Source organism: Porphyromonas catoniae ATCC 51270, assembly GCF_000565015.1.
Classification (GTDB): domain Bacteria; phylum Bacteroidota; class Bacteroidia; order Bacteroidales; family Porphyromonadaceae; genus Porphyromonas; species Porphyromonas catoniae.
The window spans coordinates 79,314-100,592 of the sequence record NZ_JDFF01000004.1; the positions used below are offsets into that span (position 1 = coordinate 79,314).

General features: G+C 52.7%; 9 protein-coding genes and 1 pseudogene. 3 read left to right on the forward strand and 7 right to left on the reverse strand.

Annotation, left to right across the window (positions count from 1 at the left end; genetic code table 11):
- Nucleotides 1–89 precede the first annotated feature (89 nt).
- From tamL to gmd, 4 genes are all read right to left on the reverse strand, one after another.
- On the reverse strand, nt 90–2,474 hold the full coding sequence (tamL, locus tag HMPREF0636_RS00820; protein WP_248616846.1) for a translocation and assembly module lipoprotein TamL: 2,385 nt from the start codon (nt 2,472–2,474) through the stop codon (nt 90–92).
- A gap of 195 nt (nt 2,475–2,669) precedes the next feature.
- A complete protein-coding gene (locus HMPREF0636_RS00825; protein WP_044167785.1) occupies nt 2,670–7,454 on the reverse strand; it encodes a translocation/assembly module TamB domain-containing protein in 4,785 nt (1,594 codons plus the stop codon).
- A 36-nt stretch (nt 7,455–7,490) separates the two neighbouring features.
- On the reverse strand, nt 7,491–8,570 hold the full coding sequence (locus HMPREF0636_RS00830) for a GDP-L-fucose synthase family protein (protein ID WP_044167787.1): 1,080 nt from the start codon (nt 8,568–8,570) through the stop codon (nt 7,491–7,493).
- On the reverse strand, nt 8,570–9,652 hold the full coding sequence (gene gmd / locus HMPREF0636_RS00835) for a GDP-mannose 4,6-dehydratase (RefSeq protein WP_005469633.1): 1,083 nt from the start codon (nt 9,650–9,652) through the stop codon (nt 8,570–8,572). Before gmd ends, HMPREF0636_RS00830 begins: the two co-directional genes overlap by 1 nt.
- A gap of 647 nt (nt 9,653–10,299) precedes the next feature.
- On the opposite strand from gmd, the gene HMPREF0636_RS08150 reads away from it, so the two are divergent.
- Entirely contained in the window at nt 10,300–10,797 is a 498-nt protein-coding gene (locus tag HMPREF0636_RS08150; RefSeq protein WP_155807253.1) for a hypothetical protein, read from the forward strand.
- A gap of 457 nt (nt 10,798–11,254) precedes the next feature.
- Here HMPREF0636_RS08150 and HMPREF0636_RS00845 read toward each other — a convergent pair.
- From HMPREF0636_RS00845 to HMPREF0636_RS00855, 3 genes and pseudogenes are all read right to left on the reverse strand, one after another.
- A pseudogene (locus HMPREF0636_RS00845) lies at nt 11,255–12,685 on the reverse strand (aspartate ammonia-lyase).
- 247 nt (nt 12,686–12,932) lie between these two features.
- Nucleotides 12,933–14,168, reverse strand: coding sequence for a M16 family metallopeptidase (locus HMPREF0636_RS00850; protein WP_044167788.1), 1,236 nt, complete (start codon nt 14,166–14,168; stop codon nt 12,933–12,935).
- Nucleotides 14,169–14,280: 112 nt separating this feature from the next.
- Entirely contained in the window at nt 14,281–15,948 is a 1,668-nt protein-coding gene (locus HMPREF0636_RS00855) for a dipeptidase (RefSeq protein WP_044167790.1), read from the reverse strand.
- 641 nt (nt 15,949–16,589) lie between these two features.
- Here HMPREF0636_RS00855 and HMPREF0636_RS00860 point away from each other — a divergent pair.
- Together HMPREF0636_RS00860 and HMPREF0636_RS00865 are read left to right on the forward strand one after the other, a co-directional pair.
- Nucleotides 16,590–18,890: a GH92 family glycosyl hydrolase gene (locus tag HMPREF0636_RS00860; protein WP_052328673.1), complete on the forward strand. Its 2,301-nt coding sequence runs from the start codon at nt 16,590–16,592 to the stop codon at nt 18,888–18,890.
- 61 nt (nt 18,891–18,951) lie between these two features.
- Nucleotides 18,952–21,237 (forward strand): helix-turn-helix domain-containing protein, encoded by a 2,286-nt coding sequence (locus HMPREF0636_RS00865; RefSeq protein WP_044167793.1) that lies wholly within the window; start codon nt 18,952–18,954, stop codon nt 21,235–21,237.
- Nucleotides 21,238–21,279: the final 42 nt, after the last annotated feature.

Below are 21,279 nucleotides of genomic sequence, written 5' to 3' on the forward strand. Positions count from 1 at the left end.
CTCGACGCTATAGGCTATTCCCAACAAGCCCAATAAAGCTCGGGGCGGCACATCACAGTGATGTACCGCCCCGAGCTTTATACCTTTGGCTAGAAAGGATAGCCTATCGCTAGATGTAGCCCCAAGGCATCTCGGAAGCGAGGGATGTTATACCATCCCTTTCGAGAGGTCTCATAGGGTAAGTGCAAGCCTATACCCACATCAAAGCGTACGACCAAGAATGATAGGTCATAACGCACACCCACACCTGTCCCCACAGCTATCTGACGGGCGAACTCACTCAGGCCTGCTAGCTCCCCGAGGGATGCTCCTGGGCGATCGGGGTCACGACGCAAGAGCCATATATTCCCAGCATCTAGGAAGACTGCCCCATAGCAGTCACCGAAGAGTCGACCACGATACTCAACATTCCCCTCCAGCTTCATCTCCCCTACTCTATCCATGAAGGAGTAGGCACTCTCCTCCTGCGTGCGGAAACGTCCTGGGCCAATACTCCTTACTGTGAAAGCTCGGATACTGTTAGCACCTCCGACGTAGTACTGCTCGATATAAGGCGCAGTCGATGCATTACCGAACGAATAGATTGCCCCTGTAGCCAAGCGGGTCGCTATCGTCTGGTTACGGTCTATCCGCCAAGAGTAGCGTAGGTCCATCGAGGCTTTCACGAACTGAGCGAAAGGCACCCCAAGCATCGTCTTCGTCCCATTATATGGCCTCCCGAAGGCAGCCATCAGACCATTGGTCAGATTACCTGCCTCACTCACCTCCCCGAATATCTGGAAGAAGTGGGGGCTATCCTCCTTATGCCTAGTATAGGTGAAGTAATAGCCCACCTTGGGGATGAACTGGTTACGTAGGCTAAGACCCAGAGCAGGGTTCTCCTGTAGGAGCTTATCAAATCGTGCCGTCGTACGTGTGAGCTGTGTATAGTTGAGGCTCAGTGGACTCAAGCGGTGACTCCATCGTGAGGATGGCTGGAAGCTGTAGTCCATCGTGAAGGCAAGTGAGCGAAGGGTATAGTACTGAGCATGGTTGATCCCCTGCATCCCGACCTTAAAGGAGGTAGAGGTCGGATACTTATAGTAGTTATTGATCCAGCCTGGGAAGAGGATGAAGGGGAAGGTAATACCAATATCTCCCCCGAGCTGATAACTATTGATCGATATAGAGCTACCAGCCACTGGGCTTCGACCCGTTTGCCACTCGTAGGAGCCATACACGTTAGCCGTCAGTCGCTCCCCACCACCGAATAGGTTACTACGCTCTATAGACGCTGAGATCCCTGGGCCTATATAGCTCGTAGACTTACGCATGAAGGCTGCCCCTAGGTACGTACTCCAGGGCTTGTCTGGGCGTAGTAGGATGGTTACATCGAGCGTCCCCATCGTATCGGGTTGCATGGTGAAGGCAGGGTGTGGGTTATCCCCTAGGCTATCAGCAGCAAGGACAGTCACGAGGCTATCGGGAGAAACAGCTGCTTCCTCTCGCTTGGCGAAATAGAACTCTACCGAGGAGAAAGCCCCAAGGTTCGTCAAGGCGCTCAGTGTCCGCTCTTCATCCTTATGTCGATAGATCTCCCCCTCCTTCATCCGTATGCGTGTCCTCAGCACAGCAGGGCGCACCAGCGTCTTATCCCTATAGTAGAGCATGATGCTGTCACTTAGGGCAAGGCTATCGTTAGCCACTACCGATCCGCCATCACTCTCCCGCCCCATCAGGCGCAGTTGTACCCGCCCGATCTTCCATTGCCTTAGGGCATCCATCGGGGTAGTCTCTGCAAGCACTGTCCTCAGAGCCACATGCTGGGGCTTCATCAACGTGTCTGCTTGGTAACTGATGTAGTCGGGTTTTAGGTAGTAGTAGCCGAACTGCCTAAGGTAAGTACTGATGGCATTACGATCTCGCTCCAAAATCTCCATGGAGAAGGGCGTCCCCTTCTGTAACTCACTCACACTGCCATGCTCGAAGTATCTTCCCTTACTCATGTGCACACGTGGGAAGTACGTCACACTGTCCAGTAGGTACAGAGGCCCCAGCTGCATCTGGTAGCTCACCCTCGCTTGGAGTGAATCCTTCGGCTGTGGCAGGATCTCCGAGCGTACCGTGGCACCGAGGTAGCCATGCTCACGTAGGGTCTGCTGAGCAACCTTTGCTCTGAGGCTGGGGCTCACCTCTCGCATCCATACAGGTTTAGAGGTAAAGCGTCTCAGCACGCGAGCTATGAAGGTCGAGTCCGAGGAGAATCGCATGTATAAGTAGGGACTCATGAGGGGCAGTGGCCAGCGATGGCTACTACTGCCGAAGATCGAACCATTGGGTGCATAATTGAGCTTCTCCTCAGCTTCTCCTATGGCATGATCTGCATACGACCCTCCGGGCTTATCCACGACCTCTATGCTCTTAACCCCAATATAGAGCTGATCCTCGGGACCTTGGTAGCGATGCAGGGAGCAGCTCCCGAAGACTAAGGACAAAAGGCACAGGAGGCTGAGCTGGAGACTCACCCGAGATAGGCTAGGGAAACCCTTGCAAGCATCGCAGAGGAGACTCTTGCAAGCCTTCCTCGACATACCCATGCTAGGATAAGCGTCGGAGTGCATGCGTGGGTTTCTTTTCGAGGGAATAAGCCACCTCAAGAGAAGCGCTATTGGAGACATCATGTGAAGGGGTTATTGCTCTACGGGGCGAGAGGATGACGTACTATCGGGGGTAGGCATATCGGTCGTATCACCACCGAGACGCCAGGGCAGAGCAACGGTCTTCGGGGGGGTGACCTTGGGCTTCTTCTTTAGGAAGCTGAAGAGATCCGAGAGGCTATTCATCTTACGTCTGAGTACATAGCCGACCCCAGTCTCTGCATATTCGCCCTCGAGGATGTTGTCTGTCACCCACTTATGATAAAGGCTGAAGTACTGCTCACCCGTCTTATCCAGCTGGTACTGGATTGAGACATTATCAAGGAAGTTTTGCCCTTGGTTACTGCGGTTAGAACCACTCTGCACCTTCCCCCCGACGATGATACGAATACGATCGTTGTAGAAGCGGCGACTGAAGCTATACGTATAATCCGTACGAGTAGCTTCCCCAGAGGAGCCATCATAGTGGTCCATGCCGATGCTGAGGTCTGTACCCTGTAGGAGCTTGCCTGCGGTCTTATTGATCTGAGACTGCAGGAGGCTAGAGAGGGCGGAGTTCAGACTAAGGTTACCGCCCCCGGAGGAGCCAGATAGGTACATCCCCGTAGCCATGAGAGCGATGGCCTGTTTGCTCTGCTCCTCGGCAGACATTGTGGATATGCTATTCTGCATCGAGAGGTTATCAGGGGCTGCGATGGCGAAGCTCAAGTTCATCCGTTCGACATAGTCCTTGATCCGGATGCTGACATTGAAATTCACTCGCTGCGAAGACTTCCCATCTGAGGAGGGAACAGTCGCCTTGACCTTCTGCGTTGCAGTGAAGTTGAGGTACGGGTTCGCAATAGGTCCATTCCAAGCCAAGGTGCTGGTTGGATCGATGGAGAACTGCTTATTGCCCACCACGGGGAGTGTATAGCTTAGGTCCCCACCACCGCTCATCTCATATCGACCCGTGAGGCTCATCTCACCATAGGGCGGATAAGTAAAGTTCAGTCGTCCCCCCCCCTGTGCACGTACGTAGTCTTGCCCATCAGTAGTGAGGTCTGCTCCAATACGCACCGAGGGATCTACGTTTATGGTGAGGCTAACATCCAACCCTCCAAGGGAAGGGGGCTCAACCTCTGCTTGCTTGATAAAGAGAGTGTCTGAGAAGTCCTTAAACTCTACCAGCTCACGGCCTCGCTGGCTGGAGCTAAGGGGGTCTTCGCGCATGATGTAGGTACAGTTCGTTCCACTCAGCACATTGAGGCTTCCTCGCACACGTAGGCTGGTCATCGGCCCCGATACATTCATATTCGTCGAGGCAATGATGCGACCATAGAGGAGCTGATCCTCCTTGGTCGGGCGAGGCTCGTTGAGCAGGGTCAGCTCATCCGAAGTGATACGCAGTGCAGCCCGAGCCTGAGCACTCGTACTCTTCATGATGCTCCCATCGATATAGATTGCCTTAGTCGTATCCACCGAGGGATGAATAGCATAGTGGTCGAAGTAAAGGTTAGAGCGGTCAAGCCGGAGGGGGATGGTATCCAATCGTAGATGTGTGCCATAGGTATCGAGGTTCACCCCTGCATGGCTTAGAGAGAGACGGCCAGATAGGATCGGCTCAGTCAGTTCCCCAGAGAGGTTTATCTCACCTAGGGCAAGCCCCTGCAACGACGCCCCACGCTCCAGGAGGAAGGGGTTAGCAAGCTCGAGAGGGAAGCCCGTGAGGGAGAGTGTCCCCGAGAGTGGGGAGGTCTTCTGCTGGGGACGGTATATGCCATCGATTGTCATCGCTGACTGTCCGTTGTAGCCAATGTCTGCGGTGATGTAGTGTGAGGAATGGTCACGTGGCTCATAGAAGAGTGAGGCAGAGAAGTGACCGAGCTTCTTATCCTCATAGCGGAAGCCTGTGAGGGAGAGATCACCCGAGATCGTAGGCTGAGCCTTCAGATCTCCATGACGCTCATAGTGTAGCCCCACGAATACATTCCCTGCCACATCTGGTAGGCCAAGGCTTCGGAAGTCCTCAAGGTGTAGGTTTCGGATGCTTAGTTCAGCCTCCTGCACACCCGGTGTTTGCTCTACGGCCTGCAACGATATATCACCGTGCTCCTGACTAGAGAGGGAGAGCGAACCAAGGAGGAAATAGTCCCGCTTGCGCAGGCTCAATAGATTGTCGCTATTCACAGCAAAGTCCGTGTAGCCGATACGCACCCGCTCCTTGTCGAAGTGGAGCTTGTACGCCTCTCCCACCCATGAGCCTAGGATATATGCCTCATGCATCGGGCGCCCGCTCTCATCACTCCAGGTGAAGCCCAGAGACCCCTCATGCAGAGATGTCTGTAGCTGGGCTTGTATATCAAAGCCCGCTTGGTTACGGAAGCGAGACTTACTGACCTTCGCCAGCAGAGAGAGGCTCATACTATCCCCTCGGGCGGTTGGGCTATGTAGCGTAGAGAGTGAGAGTGAGGCTGCATTCAGGCGAAGGGTATCCATCCGAAGGTCAGAGACACTTACTTGCCCCGTCAGCCCATCCCTTGCCGAGGTGGTGAGCGTAGCCTTCATGCCTCCGAGAGCAATCCTTTGCTCAGCTAGATAGTAACGTAAGGGGTTGTTCTTGCCCATAGAGAGAGTTAGGCTTGCCTCGGGAAGCAAGTGGAGGAGGTCTCCAAGATTACCCTTCGGTGAGCCTCCCGAAGATATAAGCCCCCACTCCCTCTGTGCTTCAGAGCCAAGGCGAGTAAGTAAGGTCTGTAGGGAGCGAAGCCCCTGCCCCACATCGAGCGAAGCCAACATATCGCCAGAGGTGAGCTTCCCTGTTATCTTCTGTGGCGTGGTATGTACCTCTAGGTCTGCACGAGGCGGTGCAATCGTCTCCTCACCCATCGTGAAGTGCATGGAGTCTACAGCCGCGATGAAGCTATGCGTATCATTTAGGTCTGAGCGCAACTCTCCCTCTAGACGTAGACGGCAAGCCATTGGGGAGGTAGCCAGCCCAAGGCGTTGTAGGTCGAGGTCAATGAGGTCAATACCAACGCCCGTATTGATCCCCTTAGGTGAGAGGATGCCATCTAGCTGGAGTGAGAGGTTAGCCCCAGGGTTCTCACTATTAAGAGAGAGTGCTAGATATCCGCCCTCTAGGTTTGCATCGAGTGTCACATCACGTAGCTGTAGGCTCCCCCAGTGAGCCTCATGCAGTCTCCCCGAGAGATTAAGATGAGTCTTGGGACTGAGGGGCTCAAAGCCTCTCCCCTTCACCACGATCTCCGTGCTCAGTATCCCTAGGGAGTCAAGGGGCATGAAGTGCATTAGATTAAGGTCAGCCACACGTAGCGTTGCCTCGTAGCTCTTTGTCGCCTCATGGAAGCGTCCCTTCAGAGCCACGGTACCCGAGCTATCGGTAGCTTTTAGGTCAGTGATATAGCTCCCTCGGCGAATATCCACATCTCCCTTCAGGGCTAGGTCTGCTGGGAGGCGATACTCCTTGGCTAGGTCAGGGGCGACAAGAGCTAGTAACAGACTTGCCTTCTTCCCCAATTTGCCATCGAGGTAGAGCTTACCTGCTCGTGCCTTAGCATCAGTGAGTGCATAGAGCTTGCCCTGCATGGAGAGTGTGAGCACATCAGGCCAACGGAGCTTCGCCTCACTCAGTCGTAGCTCGGAGAGCGACCCCATACATCCCACTTTGAGGGAGATTGGGGCAATGAGCTGTCTATGGGCTAGCTTACCTCGGAAGACACCCCCCTGATCCATTTCCTCCAGCTCCTTCCCTGTGAACGTAAGGATATCCTTCGTACCAATAGAGGCCTCCGCACCTAGGAAGAAGCGAGCCGTGCTATCACCCGTCAGGACGCTCCACGGCAGGAGCATGTCACCTCGGATGTATGATGCATCAGTAGTCAAATCCAAATTCCCTAGCTCCACGCGGGTACTATCCATCTGGTAGCGACCAGACAGATGGATGAGCTTCAGCCCCGACTGCTCTCTGAGCTGACCATGCTTGAGATATAGAGATAGGAAGGTCCCCTTCGAGTCAATATCCTCGGCCTCTAGACGTATACCAGAGAGGAGTATGTGCCTGTAATCGAAAATCGGCTCTACAGAGATTCCTTCATCCACAGCATAGCCTAGCTCTCGACCCTCCGCACGTAGATGGGCAACCCTAAAGTGCATCTGCTCTAGATCCGCCTCCAGCCTCTGCCCTCGGAGCACAGAGACATCAGCCGAGACATAGAGTGAATCAAGGGGCATAGTCACCCGCACCTTGGTCTCTGAGAGCTCTACGGTCTCGGCCGCAATCTGCCAGCGGATGGGCTCAGATTTCTTCTCTTGGGTAGTTGTGTCTTGGCTAGCAAAGGTAACATCCCCCCCACGTGTAAGTAGTCGCCCAAGCTGCACCTGCTCCTTATCTAGATCGACAAAGAGCCTCTCTACAGCAGCCTCCGCCAGCTTTGCCTTGAGTTGCGTGAGACCTGTGCTGTCGGTATAGTTTAAGTTAAGCCCCGAGAGCTGTATCTCGGGAATCTCGATCTGCTTATCAAAGAGGGGACGAAGACTTGGGGAGAGCGAAAGCGAGGAGAGAGTCAGCAGTGTGTCTCCCTCCGCCTTAATCACCTCCACACCTCCTACATTTAGGTCAAGTGGAAAACCTAAATGCAGGTGGTCAATATGTACGGTCATCCCCGTCCGCTCCGACAAGATCTTCGTTGCCTGAGCGACGACGAACCGCTGGACGGGCGGTATATAGAGTAGGACGGCTATAAGTAGCAGGAGCGCAAAGGGCGCGATGAGCAACCCTAGTATGATGCGCCTAATCCTCTTCGCTCTGGGCGACATGCCGTCTTCGTTATCGTCTTAAGTCTGTTGGCACCCTTAGTGCTGTAGGTACCAGGCGAAGAGACGCTGGACTCCGTCCTCGATCTCTACCGTATGGTGCCAGCCGAGGCTGTGGAGCTTCTCTACAGAAGTGAGCTTGCGCATCGTGCCATCAGGCTTAGTGCTATCCCACTCGATCACTCCTTGATAATCGGTCACCTTCGCTATGAGCTCAGCCAGAGCACGGATGCTTATCTCCTTGCCCGTACCGATATTCACATGGCAGTTGCGTATCTCCTTGCCCTCGGGACAAAGATCACGGAAGTCCACATTCAAGAGGATATGCACTGAAGCATCCGCCATATCCTCACTCCAGAGGAACTCTCGGAAGGGGCTTCCTGAGCCCCACAGCTTTACTCGCCCAGGATAAATTCCAAAGGGAGCGAGGAGCTCCACTAGCTCACCTTCGCTCATCCCCTCACGATAGCCCGTGATAGGACGCTTCGTGAGGTCTCGAGTGACAGCCTCTAGATCTTGTTCACCAAGGCGTCCTGCTAGATAGATCTTGCGGATCATTGCTGGCAGGACATGGCTATTCTCTAGGTGGAAGTTATCGTTGTAGCCATAGAGGTTGGTAGGCATCACAGCTAGGTAGTTCGTGCCGTACTGCAGGTTGAGGCTCTCACAGAGCTTGAGTCCTGCAATTTTCGCTATGGCATAAGGCTCGTTGGTATACTCCAGCGGTGCGGTGAGTAGCTCTTCCTCACGGATCGGCTGACGGGCATTGCGTGGATAGATGCATGTACTACCGAGGAACAGTAGGTCACGCACATCGTGTCTGAAGGCTTCACCGATGACATTCTGCTGGATCTGCAGGTTGTCGTAGATGAAGTCTGCTCGATAGGTGTTGTTGGCAAGTATACCTCCCACATGAGCTGCAGCTAGGATAACGGCCTCAGGACGCTCCTCATCGAAGAACTGACGTACGGCAACACCATCGGTCAGGTCAAGTTCGCTATGGCTACGCCCCACGAGGTTCGTAAAGCCTCTCTTCTGGAGGTTAGCCCAGATTGCCGACCCCACGAGCCCCCTATGCCCTGCGACATAGATCTTCTTCTCTGCTGTGATCTTAGCCATTAGAGTCGTCCCTCTCTATGTGTGGCTACATACTGCACATCGTGCTCGACCATGATGCGCACCAGCTCCTCGAAGCTCGTCTTCTGAGGATTCCAGCCTAGCAAGGTCTTAGCCTTCGTTGGGTCACCAAGCAGGGTCTCTACCTCTGCGGGGCGGAAGTACTTAGGATCAACCTCTACCAGCACGCGCCCCGTAGCCTTGTCAATCCCTTGCTCCTGTACGCCCTTGCCCTGCCAGCGAAGCTCAATACCCACATGAGCGAAGGCACGCTCGGTAAATTCGCGGACGGAGTGCTGCTCACCCGTGGCAATCACAAAGTCCTCGGGCTGGTCATGCTGAAGCATCAACCACATACACTCTACGTAGTCACGTGCGTAGCCCCAGTCACGCAGAGCATCGAGGTTACCCAGATAGAGCTTATCCTGTTGTCCTGCGGCAATACGGGCTGCAGCAAGGGTGATTTTCCTCGTAACAAAGGTCTCTCCTCGACGCTCACTCTCGTGATTGAATAGGATACCATTGACAGCGAACATCCCGTAGCTCTCACGGTAGTTCTTCGTGATCCAATAGCCATAGAGCTTCGCTACTCCATAGGGTGAACGGGGGTAGAAGGGAGTCGTCTCACGCTGGGGAATCTCCTGCACCAGTCCGTAGAGCTCAGAGGTAGAGGCTTGGTAGATCTTCGTCTTACGCTCTAGCCCTAGGATACGTACAGCCTCGAGGAGTCTAAGTGTCCCCGTAGCATCAGCCTCAGCAGTGTACTCAGGCACATCGAAGGAGACCTTCACATGGCTCTGTGCAGCTAGGTTGTAAATCTCATCAGGCTGGGTCGTTTGGATAATGCGAATCAGTGAGCTGGAGTCCGTCATATCCCCATAGTGAAGGTTTATCGACCGATTCCGCTTCATATCACGCACCCATTCATCAAAGTATAGATGCTCAATACGAGCTGTATTGAAGGATGAGGAACGGCGGATAATCCCATGGACCTCATATCCCTTGTCAAGGAGGAACTCAGCTAGATACGAACCATCCTGTCCTGTGACGCCTGTGATCAGGGCGACCTTATGTGCTACACTCATATTTTTTATGATTGATAATTATTCTTTTGCAAAGATACAACATATCGTGCTAGCTAAGAAGCCCTCCTAAGCCCCTGCATTCACCACCCTCTTCACCGACCATAACCACCTCTCTATCAAACACCATAGATGGGCCATCATGACCGCCATCTAATCGTGATTTGCGAGCGATATACACTCGCATGTATCATCCATTGAGTACCGAAGTGCAATACACACTCCTCCACCCTTTCAGACAGGACTCATATCAAGCTCGTATTAAACCAGATACAAAGGATAGAAAAAGGAGTAGTGATGAGTTACCATAAGTCGTCACAAAGAGTTATGGTAACTCGTTTGAGCGACTTACCATAACTCTTCGCCACCCCTTCTCGCCCCCTGTCTCCAAGGCATTTACAAAGGAGGGAAATAGCCCTTGTTTACACCAATTTGGGAGCACTACGACCACTCAAAAAGGGAGGCATGGGAGAGTGCTATCGATGTTTTTCCTTACCTTTGTGCGCCTCTGTGATCCAAGGTAAGCGACCGCGGTGCAGAGACCTACAGACCCGAAAGCCGGGAACCCATAGCGACCAATCCCTGATCCCATGAGGGCGATGGTGAGCGGATGGTATGGGTATGTTGGATGTAACAAAAAATATATGACGTTGAAAGGAATTCTTTTCGGTGCCTGTGCTTGTGGCATGCTTATCCTAGCCACCTCTGCAAGCGCTCCTCACAAGACAGCCTCTTCTGGCCTCAATGTGGGAGATGTGTTACCGAAAATGAAGTCTCTGGACGTGGGCAAGCACACGCTGCTCTCCGAGGACAAAACACCTAAGATGACTCTCATTCACTTCTGGGCTGCATATGATGCAGAGAGCAGAGCGGAGAACATCCAATGGTCGCAGTACTTCGAAGCTACACCACACGAAGGAATTGTTTACCGAGGTATCGCCCTCGACCCCGATCGTGACGTGTATGTGCGTACGCTAGCCTTAGACCAAGTGGCGGAGCAAACCCAACAGTGTCTCGACACTGAGGAGCGCAAAGAATGTATGCGTACCATGGGGCTATCGGAGCACTTTCACACTTACCTCATTAACGAACGAGGTGTGATATGCGCCGTGGATCCCTCCCCACAAGAAATTGCGAAGTATCTTTAAACATGACTAAAATGAAGAGCCACAGTTAGCTTATGCTAGCTGTGGCTCTTTTTCTTTGTACTGCACGACCCAAGGCTAATATGCCTTGCCGTCGATAGTCACATTACGACAGCCCTCGAGGCGATAGGGCTGCTGAAGGAGTGCATACAAGGGGGTACAGAAGAGAAACTTGCAGGAGTCACTGAGGAAGTGCTTGCAAGCCTCTGTTTCACAAAGCTAGTAGAAGCTATCTAAGGATGGTACATAGGGGAAAAGAAGGGGATGTATGTTGAGTAGTAAGCACATACAAGGGAACGGTAGCTTGATTGGTGAGCAGAAAAGTCCCCTTACACGTATACAAAGCTACTTTACCCGCATGTAAAGCAACCTCCCTGAGGACAAAAAGAAAGTGAGGCGACTCATCATGCATAGCATTCAGTCGCCTCACTTATTTATAGACAAGGTGCGTATAGGTAAGCTACTTGAGAGGCTTAATGCCGAGACGCACAGGGTGTGTCATGTTCTCGGGAGCAAGCACGGTGTCGAGGTCTTCCTTAGATAGGATGCCATGCTCGATGATGAGGTCATATACGCCACGACCTGTCTCGAGGGCTTCCTTAGCGATCTTTGTAGAGTTCTTGTAGCCGATGATGGGGTTCAGCGCCGTGACGATACCGATGCTTTCGCGCACATAGCTACGGCACTTCTCTTCGTTAGCTGTAATGCCCTCAATACAGAGCGTGCGGAGGGTATCGAAGCCATTGATTAAGAGGTCTATCGACTCGAAGCAGCACTGTGCCATGACGGGCTCCATAGCATTGAGCTCCATCTGTGAGGCGTCACCAGCCATCGTCACACAGAGATCATTCCCGATGACCTTATAGCATACCTGGCTCATCACCTCGGGGATAACGGGGTTAACCTTACCTGGCATGATGGATGAACCGGGCTGCATGGCTGGGAGGTTAATTTCCCCAAGTCCACAGCGAGGGCCACTAGAGAGAAGGCGTAGGTCATTACAGATCTTATTTACCTTGACTGCTATGCGCTTCAGGGCAGAGCTGTAACCAATCATCTCGCTCGTGTCACTCGTTGCACCGACGAAATCTGCGGTACGTGTGATCTTCCAGCCTGTAATCTTTGCCATAGCCTCCGTACAGTAGTCTGCGTACTCAGGCTCCGAACAGATCCCTGTACCGATTGCCGTGGCTCCCATGTTAATAGAGAGGAACTGCTCGGCGGCGAAGTCCAAGCACTCGACCTCATGCTCTAGTATAGAAGCAAAGCCACCGAATGTCTGACCCAGCGTCATGGGTACGGCATCCTGCAGCTACGTACGTCCCATCTTCACCACATGAGCGAACTGTGCAGCCTTGTCACGGAGCGCCTTAATCAGCTGTAGAAGATGTGGGCGGAGCTTCAGGTGTGAGGCATACAGACCAAGGTGAATAGCTGTAGGATAAGCATCATTTGTGGACTGTGAGCCATTGACATGGTCGTTAGGTGATAGGTACTGGAACTCTCCAAACTCATGCCCCATGATCTGTAGAGCACGGTTGCAGATGACCTCGTTGGCATTCATGTTCGTCGTCGTACCAGCTCCTCCCTGGATCATATCGACAGGGAAATGCTCGTGGTGCTTACCCTCGAGTAGCTCATGACAGGCCTGTACGATGGCATCCTTCTGAGCATCGGTGAGCAACCCCAAGCGGTGGTTAGCGATGGCAGCTGCCTCCTTCGTCCACGCAAGCCCATGAATGAAGAGTGGATAGTCTGACAGATGGAAACCACTGATACGGAAGTTCTCTTCTCCTCGTAGCGTCTGTACACCGTAGAGATACTCGTTACTGATCTTGCGTTCTCCGATCAAATCACTTTCGGTACGAAAGCCTTTGTCTGATGTTGCCATAGTCTGTTGTTCGTCTTAACGTTATTGTATGTATATGTATTTGTCACATCTAAGGGCAAAGGTACATCTTTTTCTTACGTATTATCCCCTCAAAATAAAGGGCTTCAAGGCATTAGGACTAACCAAAGAGCTTTGTTTCCCTTATAATACCAACCAATCAAGGTGAATGCAGACCCTTCAGTGCTTTTTATAGCCACTATCCGCCGAGAATTACAGCAATTTGTCAGCCCAACCTAGGGGAAATCTCTTAGCGATAGATTAGTTGGTGGAAGGTCTCCGTATCGAATAGCTCATACGCCACCTCATGTAGCATCTCTGGCGTGAGCTCTGTTAGTCGTTTCTCCAGCTCCTCGGGGGTGTCACAGACGTTGTGGTGTAGGAAGGTCTTTCCCATCGTAAGGAAGGTCTGCTCACGATTATCCGAGGCGATGATGAGCTGCCCACGTAGTTGCGTGAGTGCAGCCTTTAGCTCTTGGTCGGTAAGGGGTGTACGTCTCATGCGCTCCAGCTCCATAAGGACAAGTTCGGTCGCCTCACGCTCTGACTCATGCGAAGAGCCAAAGTACACGGCAAAGAGTCCTGTATCAGAGTAGGGAGTGTAGTTACACTCGACATGATAAACCAAGCCTCGTCTCTCCCTTAGCTCCATGTTCAGACGGGCGTTCATCCCACTACCACCAAGGATATTGGCCAGTAGGCTTAACCCTAAACGACGCTTATCGAAGAGCGAGTAAGCCGTACGCCCTAGCAGTACATGACTCTGTGAAGTATCCCGACGTCGCACTCGCCTCATCGGAGGGGCAAACCCAAGGGAACACCTCTCCTGCTCGATACGCTGAAGGGTAAGGTCAGGCTGACCGAATGTAGTCATACGTGCCTCAGCAAAGCTAGCCAGCTCCTCTAGGCACAAGTCTCCTTGCGCAAAGAGCACCATGCACTCAGGACGATAATGAGTATGAAAGAACGCCCTCTGCCTCTTCGCTTCAATACGGTTCACAGAAGCCTCAGTCCCTAGTATGGCATGACCAAGTGGGTGACCACGGAAGACTTGATCCTCAAATTCATCGAAGATCAACTCAGAGGGGCTATCCTCGTATGAATGAATCTCATCAATGATTACCTCCTGCTCCTTACGCCACTCTTCCTCAGGGAACACACTACCCTGCACCACATCAAATAGGACATGTAGGGCTCGATGCACGAAGCGTTTCGGCAGGACGGCATAGAGCATCGTTTCTTCCTTTGTGGTATAGGCATTGAGCTCTGCTCCGACAGACTCTAGCCGCTCGATGATGTGTGTCGAGGAGCGCAGACGTGTACCCTTGAAGAGCATGTGCTCGATGCTATGCGCTAGCCCATAGCCGAGCCTTGACTCATGGCGAGCCCCAACTCCTATGGCAAGTCCTAAATAGGCCACGGATGAAGGCTCACGCAGGAGAATGATACGAAGCCCCGAGGCTAGGGTACGTGTCTCGTAGTGCATCTGATGTAGGTATCCAAAGAAGCAAAGCCACTCGCCCCCATCCCCCGAAGCAGTTATACCTCGGGAGATTGGGCTAGTGGCTACGATATAATGTCGAGGAGCAAAGGGTCAGCTACTTCTTCTCTTCCTTGGGGACAACCAAGTGCTCAGCCTCACCACTGCGTGCAATGCTCTCGTAGTACTCCTGGCTGTAACCTGGGAAGTTAGGCATGACAATCTGGCCGTATCCATTGGTCTCAAACTGCCCATCCTTCTCCTTCTTCACATTCCCATCCATGTACTTCACGATGAGGTACTCACCGAGCTGTTTCCAGCGAGCAGTGGTCTCATTGGCCACCTTCGAGCAGACACCTGTCAGGTAATCCTTCACCTTCGCAGGGTCGTTCTTCATCAGCTCGAGGGCATATTCATCTGTTGCCTTCACTAGTGCATCATAGCTACTCTCGAGTGCGGTCTGTACAGGACGAATATCCTGCATCATTGGCTCGTAGCGGTGGTAAGCCATGTTGGCAACCCAGTTATGAATCCAGAAAGCCGATGTCCAAGAGAAGTGTGTCATATCACCGTTCCCTCTGCGGTAGCATTCGGGGACAGAGGTGATGGCACTGTACATAGGCGTTAGGACGGCTGTATTGGCATCATCCACACCGAACCACAGGATACCCCCAATCTCATCAGGTAGCCAGTTGCGCATCTGTGCGATGAGGACGAAGCCCGTCTGCTGGGTAGCAATTGCACGCTCATTCACGTACTCCTTGCCATCGACCTTGAAGGTCATTGGACGCCAGCGATAGGGTACTTTATAAGCACCTGCACCGGGGTCGTTAGTCATTGAGAGTGGTGTACCTTCGTAGTGATTACGCATGCCTCGGCGTACGTCATCGAGCGTGACCTTACGATCGGGGACAATGTAGAGAGGCATGGGCTCTTCATTGATATCACCCTGGATGTGCTTCGTGTACTTATCCATACCCTTGTCGAAGGTGCGGAAGAAGCTCCACACACGAGCTTCGCAGGCTCTTAGCCCACTGAACTCATACGGATTGTATGCCTTCTGGAAGTCAAAGTCCTTATCACTCTTCCCCGTGTACCAGCCGTACTCACGGGCGAGCTTCACGACATCCTTCTCATACATACAGTTCTCCTTGTCACCGAAGGGTATCTTATGGATACGTGCCTGATTGGCATGCGCACTGATCGCATTATCAGGGATACGGATAGCGACCCATACGGCACCCTTTTTCTTGGGACCTTTACCAATCATTTCGAGAATCCAGACCTCGTTCTTATCAGCGATTGTAAAGGATTCCCCCGAGCTATAATAGCCGTAGTCACGGACAAGATCCGTCATCGTGCGGATTGCTTCACGAGCACTCTTCGAGCGTTGCAGAGCGATGTAAATCAGACTTCCGTAGTCCATGATGCCCTTGGGGTCAGAGAGCTCCTTGCGTCCACCCCACGTACTCTCGGTGATGGCTACTTGGTGTTCGTTCATGTTCCCGATGACGTTGTAGGTGACGGAGGCCTGAGGGATGAAGCCCAGAGGCTTGCCTGTGTCCCACTCATGCACCTCGAGCATAAGCCCCTTACCCCACGCCTTGGCTGGGTAATGGACAAGATCGCCATAGAGCGTGTGTGAGTCAGCAGAATAGCTAATCATCACAGAGCCATCTGCCGAAGCCTTCTTACCCACGATGAGATCGGAGCAAGCCTCGGAGGACTGAGGGAGAAGTAGTGCGCAAGCCAAGGCGCAAGCTCCGAGGAAAGTGATTTGTTTCATAGATCTATTGTGTTTGTTTGTATTGGGAGTATCCTTTAATTATGTGCCTTAAAGATACAAAAGTTCCCTGCAACCCGATGCCTCTCACCTCTAGCTACCAATCCTGCCACTTCTCCGTCCTCTATAAACGCCATGCAACGAAGCAGGTATCCCCCTCCCTAAACACCAACACAACCAACTAAAAATCAACACCATAAAAACGAACAAATACCTCCCCTCAACGAGTTACCACAAGTCGCTCTCACGAGTTACCATAACTCGCTACAACGACTTACCATAACTCTTGCGAGCGAGTTACCATAACTCTCTGTGACGAGTTATGGTAACTCGTCAGCCCCTTGCGCCAAAAGAAGCATAACAAACTATACCACAACGAGATACACCCATCTTATCATTGGCCATCACGATGTACTCGTTTAAGCCTTCTTCCCCTTCTCAAACAGACGGGGAATGAGCTAGCAGAAAAGACCTTTCATAGTATAGAGGGGCAGAAACAACGCATATTGTAGGAGAGAAGGGGAAAGAACAACGGGAATAAGCGGATAAAGGCATAGACATTTAGTGGCTTTGGTGTATCTTTGGGATATGAGGGCTGGGCGAAGGTCTTGCCTTCTCCTGGTGTATTAAAGCCCAAAGAAGAAATGCAGATACAAAGGAAGTTACCCAACTGGTGGAGACAGGCTTGCCTATCGCTCCTCATCCCAACCCTAGCATATAGCTGCCATAGCCCCTTGGCTTCGTCTGAAGAATCCCTTGAGGCCGTGGACTACGTAGACACGAAGATGGGGGGAATCAGCCACTTACTGGTTCCAACCTACCCCACCGTGCACCTCCCGAACAGCCTCATGCGGGTACATCCCCAGCGAAGTGACTATGCCTCGGAGCAGATCTCTGGTTTACCTCTCATCCTGACGAGCCATAGAGGCGTCTCAGCCTTCTCCCTCAGTCCACGTACAGACGTCACAGATTCCATCCCCAGCACGACACGCTACAGCTATGACGAGGAGGTTATACGCCCTTATTCATACGATGTATTCCTCGTAGAGCCAGAGGTTAAGGTAAGCTATGCCCCCTCTGCACAGAGTGCGATTTATACGTTCACCTTCGAGGATGACCGTAAGGGACATTACCTCGTCTTCTCGACAGCCAAGGGGGAGCTACAGGCCTTTGGACGTACACTCCGTGGCTACCAGGAGCTAGAGGATTCTACCCGTGTGTACCTATACGCCGAGAGCGATGTCACACCACAGAGCTACGGCCTGCGAGATGAGACCACGGGACGTGTGTCACTCAATCATCAGGGGGCAGAGGGGAAGACAATCGCCCTTGCCTACTCCGAGCAGGGCGTACGACTACGCTACGGCATCTCCTACATCAGCGTGGAGCAAGCAAGGCGCAACGTAGAGCGTGAAATCCAATCCTTTGAAGCCTCACTCATCGCTAAGGCGGGGCGCAACGAATGGATGAAGGCTCTAAGCAAGATCGAAATAGAAGGCGGAACAAAGGAGGAACGGACGGTCTTCTACACCTCACTCTACAGGGTCTACGAGCGCATGGTCTGTCTCTCAGAGGAGGGACGCTACTGGAGTGCCTTCGATCGTACTGTGCATGATGATGCTGGAGTACCATTCTACACCGATGACTGGCTATGGGATACTTACCGAGCCACTCACCCCTTACGCATCCTACTTGACCCACTGAAGGAGCAACAGATGCTGACATCTTACCTACGCATGGCCGAGCAGTCTACCGATGGATGGCTCCCCACCTTCCCCGAGGTAACAGGTGATACTCATCGCATGAATGGCTCACACACGATTGCAACCTTCGCCGATGCTTATGCTAAGGGAGTAACAGGCTTCAACCTCAGCGCCGCTTACCAAGCCTCGAAGAAGACCTTAACTGAGAAGTCCTACCTCCCTTGGACACGTATCCCGAAGGGTCCCCTCTCAGAGTATATGGATAAGAATGGTTACTTCCCAGCACTGCATCCTGGAGAGGTCGAGCAAGACCCACGAGTGACGAAGTGGGAGAAGCGACAGAGCGTAGCGGTGAGCCTAGCAGCAGCGTACGACTACTGGTGTCTATCGCAGCTAGCGAAGTTCTCGGGACACGATGCTGAGGCGGATGGCTACCTCAGACGTTCGTATGACTACCGCAAGCTCTTCAATTATGAGACAGGCTTCTTCCATCCCAAAGATGGCCGAGGGCGTTTCATCGAGCCTTTCGACTACGAGCTATCAGGTGGGCTCGGAGCACGTGACTACTACGACGAAAACAATGCCTATACCTACCGCTGGGACGTACTGCACAACCCTGCAGACCTCATCTACCTCATGGGCGGAAAGGAACGCTTCATCGATTATCTAGACGAGACGCTGCGTACACCGCTCAGCATGTCAAAATGGGAGTTCTATAGTCACCTACCTGACCAGACAGGAAATGTAGGGCAGTTCACGATGGCCAATGAACCCAGCCTGCACATCCCCTATCTATACAACTACGCTGGAGCTCCCTGGCGCACGCAGAGGCTCATTCGCAAGCTCATCGACACATGGTTCCGAGCAGACCTAATGGGCGTACCTGGGGATGAAGATGGCGGAGGGATGAGTGCCTTTGTGGTATTCTCTATGATGGGGCTTTATCCCATCACACCTGGGCTCCCTGTCTATAATATCGGTACACCATTCTTCCCCAAGATGACACTTCACCTAGCCTCTGGACGCACATTCGTCATCGAGGCTGAGGGGGCATCCTCCGTGAACAAATACATCCAGAGAGCAGAGCTCAATGGCAAGCCCCTTGATCGACCTTGGATCAGGCACAGCGAGCTAGTAGCAGGTGGACGGCTGGTCTTCACCATGGGGTCGCGTCCAAATAAGAACTGGGGAGCCAAGACTCCTCCACCCTCGGCTGAGCGGATTAACCTAGACAAAGAGTAACCCTCCACTCTAAGACACTTTAGCGATACAGACCATACCCACTCTAGTAGAGTGTAGACAGATGCAACGACAGCAATTCATACAGGAGTTCATAGCACATACGAGCCGTAATATCTTCCTCACGGGGAAGGCAGGGACAGGGAAGACTACGCTCCTGCACCACATCCGTACAAGTACGTACAAGAACTGTGTCGTGGCAGCTCCCACAGGAATCGCTGCACTCAATGCCGGAGGTGTTACCCTGCATTCGCTCCTGCAACTACCCATCGGGGCATACGTACCAGACTCATCCCTTCAGCCGAGTGCCTCCCAAAGTCAGCTCTTCGTGACGCCGAAGGACTTCCGCCGACACATCCGATTACAGGAGCGCAAGATTCGCCTCCTCAGAGCCATTGAGCTTCTCGTCATCGATGAGGTAAGTATGCTCCGAGCTGACACGCTTGATCTGGTGGATATGCTTCTGCGGAGTGTGCGACGCAATCCTCTACCTTTCGGTGGCGTGCAGGTGCTTTTTATTGGCGACCTCCTCCAGCTTCCCCCCGTAGTGAAGCCTCAGGAATGGGCTGTACTCAGCCAGTACTATGCTAGTCCATTCTTCTTCCACGCCCACGTCCTACGGGATCATCCGCCACTCTACATCGAGCTAACCCACGTCTATCGTCAGGAGGATAGTGATTTCCTTGGCTTGCTGAATAACCTACGCTACAACAGGGTCACACCCGCTGATCGCGCTTGGCTAGAGAGTCGAATAGACCCACATTTCGACCCTATACACAACGATGGTTATGTCACCCTAACAACACACAACCAACGTGCAGACGAGATCAACCAACGTGCCCTAGATGCCCTGCCAGGTGCACCACAAAACTATCATGCTCGCATCTCGGGGGACTTCCCTGAGCACCTCTACCCCATTGAGCCTATGCTTACCCTCAAGGTAGGAGCTCGAGTGATGATGATCAAGAACGATCAACAGACACCCAGACGCTTCTACAATGGTATGCTTGGCACCGTGGAGGCTATGGAAGAGAAGAAGCTCTTCGTACGTCTCGAGGATGGTGAGCTACTTGATGTGCCACTCTACAGCTGGGAGAATGCACGCTATACCCTCAACACTGACACTGGTGAGACAGAGCCCGATATACAAGGCATCTTCCGCCACTTTCCTCTTAGGCTCGCTTGGGCAATCACCATCCACAAGAGTCAGGGATTGACCTTTGATCGAGCGGCCATTGACCTTGAGGCTACCTTTGCCTCAGGGCAAGCCTATGTAGCACTGTCTCGCTTACGTCGCCCTGAGGGGCTTGTCCTGCTCTCTGCTCTCGGAGGGAATAGTCTCTCCATTCCACAGACACTCATGGACTACGAGCAGACTCGGGCAAACGATGCTGACCTAGAGCACATCCTCTCGGCAGAGAAGCTCGCCTACTGGCAGGGGCAGACACTCAATGCTTTCTCATGGTCGGGTGCTGCTGATCTCTGGCGACACCACGCCTACAGCTACCGCATGGAGAGTGAGAGGAGTAAGAAAAGTGCCTTCGGTGACTGGGCGGCAGAGGCGGCAGCAGAGGTCGATGAGCTACGTGTTGTCGCAGAGAAGTTCATCCTCCAGCTACGCAGCCTTTGGGGACAAGGAGAGGTTGCTCTTCCCTGCATCACCGATCGCATACAGAGTGCCACACAGTATTTCCTCCCTCGCTGGGAGCAGATACTCGTTGGGCTGATGGACGTACAAGTGAAGGTGCGGGGTATGAAAAAGGTCAAGGAATACATAGATGAGCTAGACGCACTACAAGCCATCTCAATCAGCTCCGTGCGCCTCTTACTACGCATCCAGGCTTCCATGCAGGCTCTGAGCCAAGGACAATATCCCGACCGAGAGGGCCTCCAACTAGAGGAGCGATTGGAGCAATGGGTTAGGCAAGTTAAGGCACAGGTTAAGACGCCCTACATCGTACCCACACCCGAGGAACCTAAGGCAAAGAAAAAAGAGAAAGCTCCTAAGGAAGCGAAGGTAAGCACCCAAGAGCAAACGCTCCAGCTTCTCAAGGCTGGTAAGACCATCGCTGAGATAGCAACCGAACGAGGCCTAAAACCCTCCACCATCACGGGGCATATAGCGATGCTGATGGAGCAAAGGAAGGTAACCGAGCAAGAAGTAGGAATAGATGAAGGGACGATGCAGATGCTCTCCCCGCTCTTCGCTACAATGGATGTAGAGGCTGGACTTCGAGGAGTGGTGGACGCTACTGAGGGTGTTTACTCCTATGATCTGCTTCGCCTTTATCTCGCAGCCTATCGCCAGCGTCATTCATTGCAGGATAGGGCTCAGGAAACCTTACTCTAGACAAGCTTCTGCAAGAATGCCTTTCCTCTAGAAGAGAGACCT

Excerpts from the sequence above, each read along its gene's own strand:
- HMPREF0636_RS00825 (WP_044167785.1), bottom strand. The coding sequence starts at position 7,454 with ATGTCGCCCAGAGCGAAGAGGATTAGGCGCATCATACTAGGGTTGCTC.
- gmd (WP_005469633.1), bottom strand. The coding sequence starts at position 9,652 with ATGAGTGTAGCACATAAGGTCGCCCTGATCACAGGCGTCACAGGACAG.
- HMPREF0636_RS00830 (WP_044167787.1), bottom strand. The coding sequence starts at position 8,570 with ATGGCTAAGATCACAGCAGAGAAGAAGATCTATGTCGCAGGGCATAGG.
- HMPREF0636_RS00850 (WP_044167788.1), bottom strand. The coding sequence starts at position 14,168 with ATGCACTACGAGACACGTACCCTAGCCTCGGGGCTTCGTATCATTCTC.
- HMPREF0636_RS00855 (WP_044167790.1), bottom strand. The coding sequence starts at position 15,948 with ATGAAACAAATCACTTTCCTCGGAGCTTGCGCCTTGGCTTGCGCACTA.
- HMPREF0636_RS00865 (WP_044167793.1), top strand. The coding sequence starts at position 18,952 with ATGCAACGACAGCAATTCATACAGGAGTTCATAGCACATACGAGCCGT.
- HMPREF0636_RS00860 (WP_052328673.1), top strand. The coding sequence starts at position 16,590 with ATGCAGATACAAAGGAAGTTACCCAACTGGTGGAGACAGGCTTGCCTA.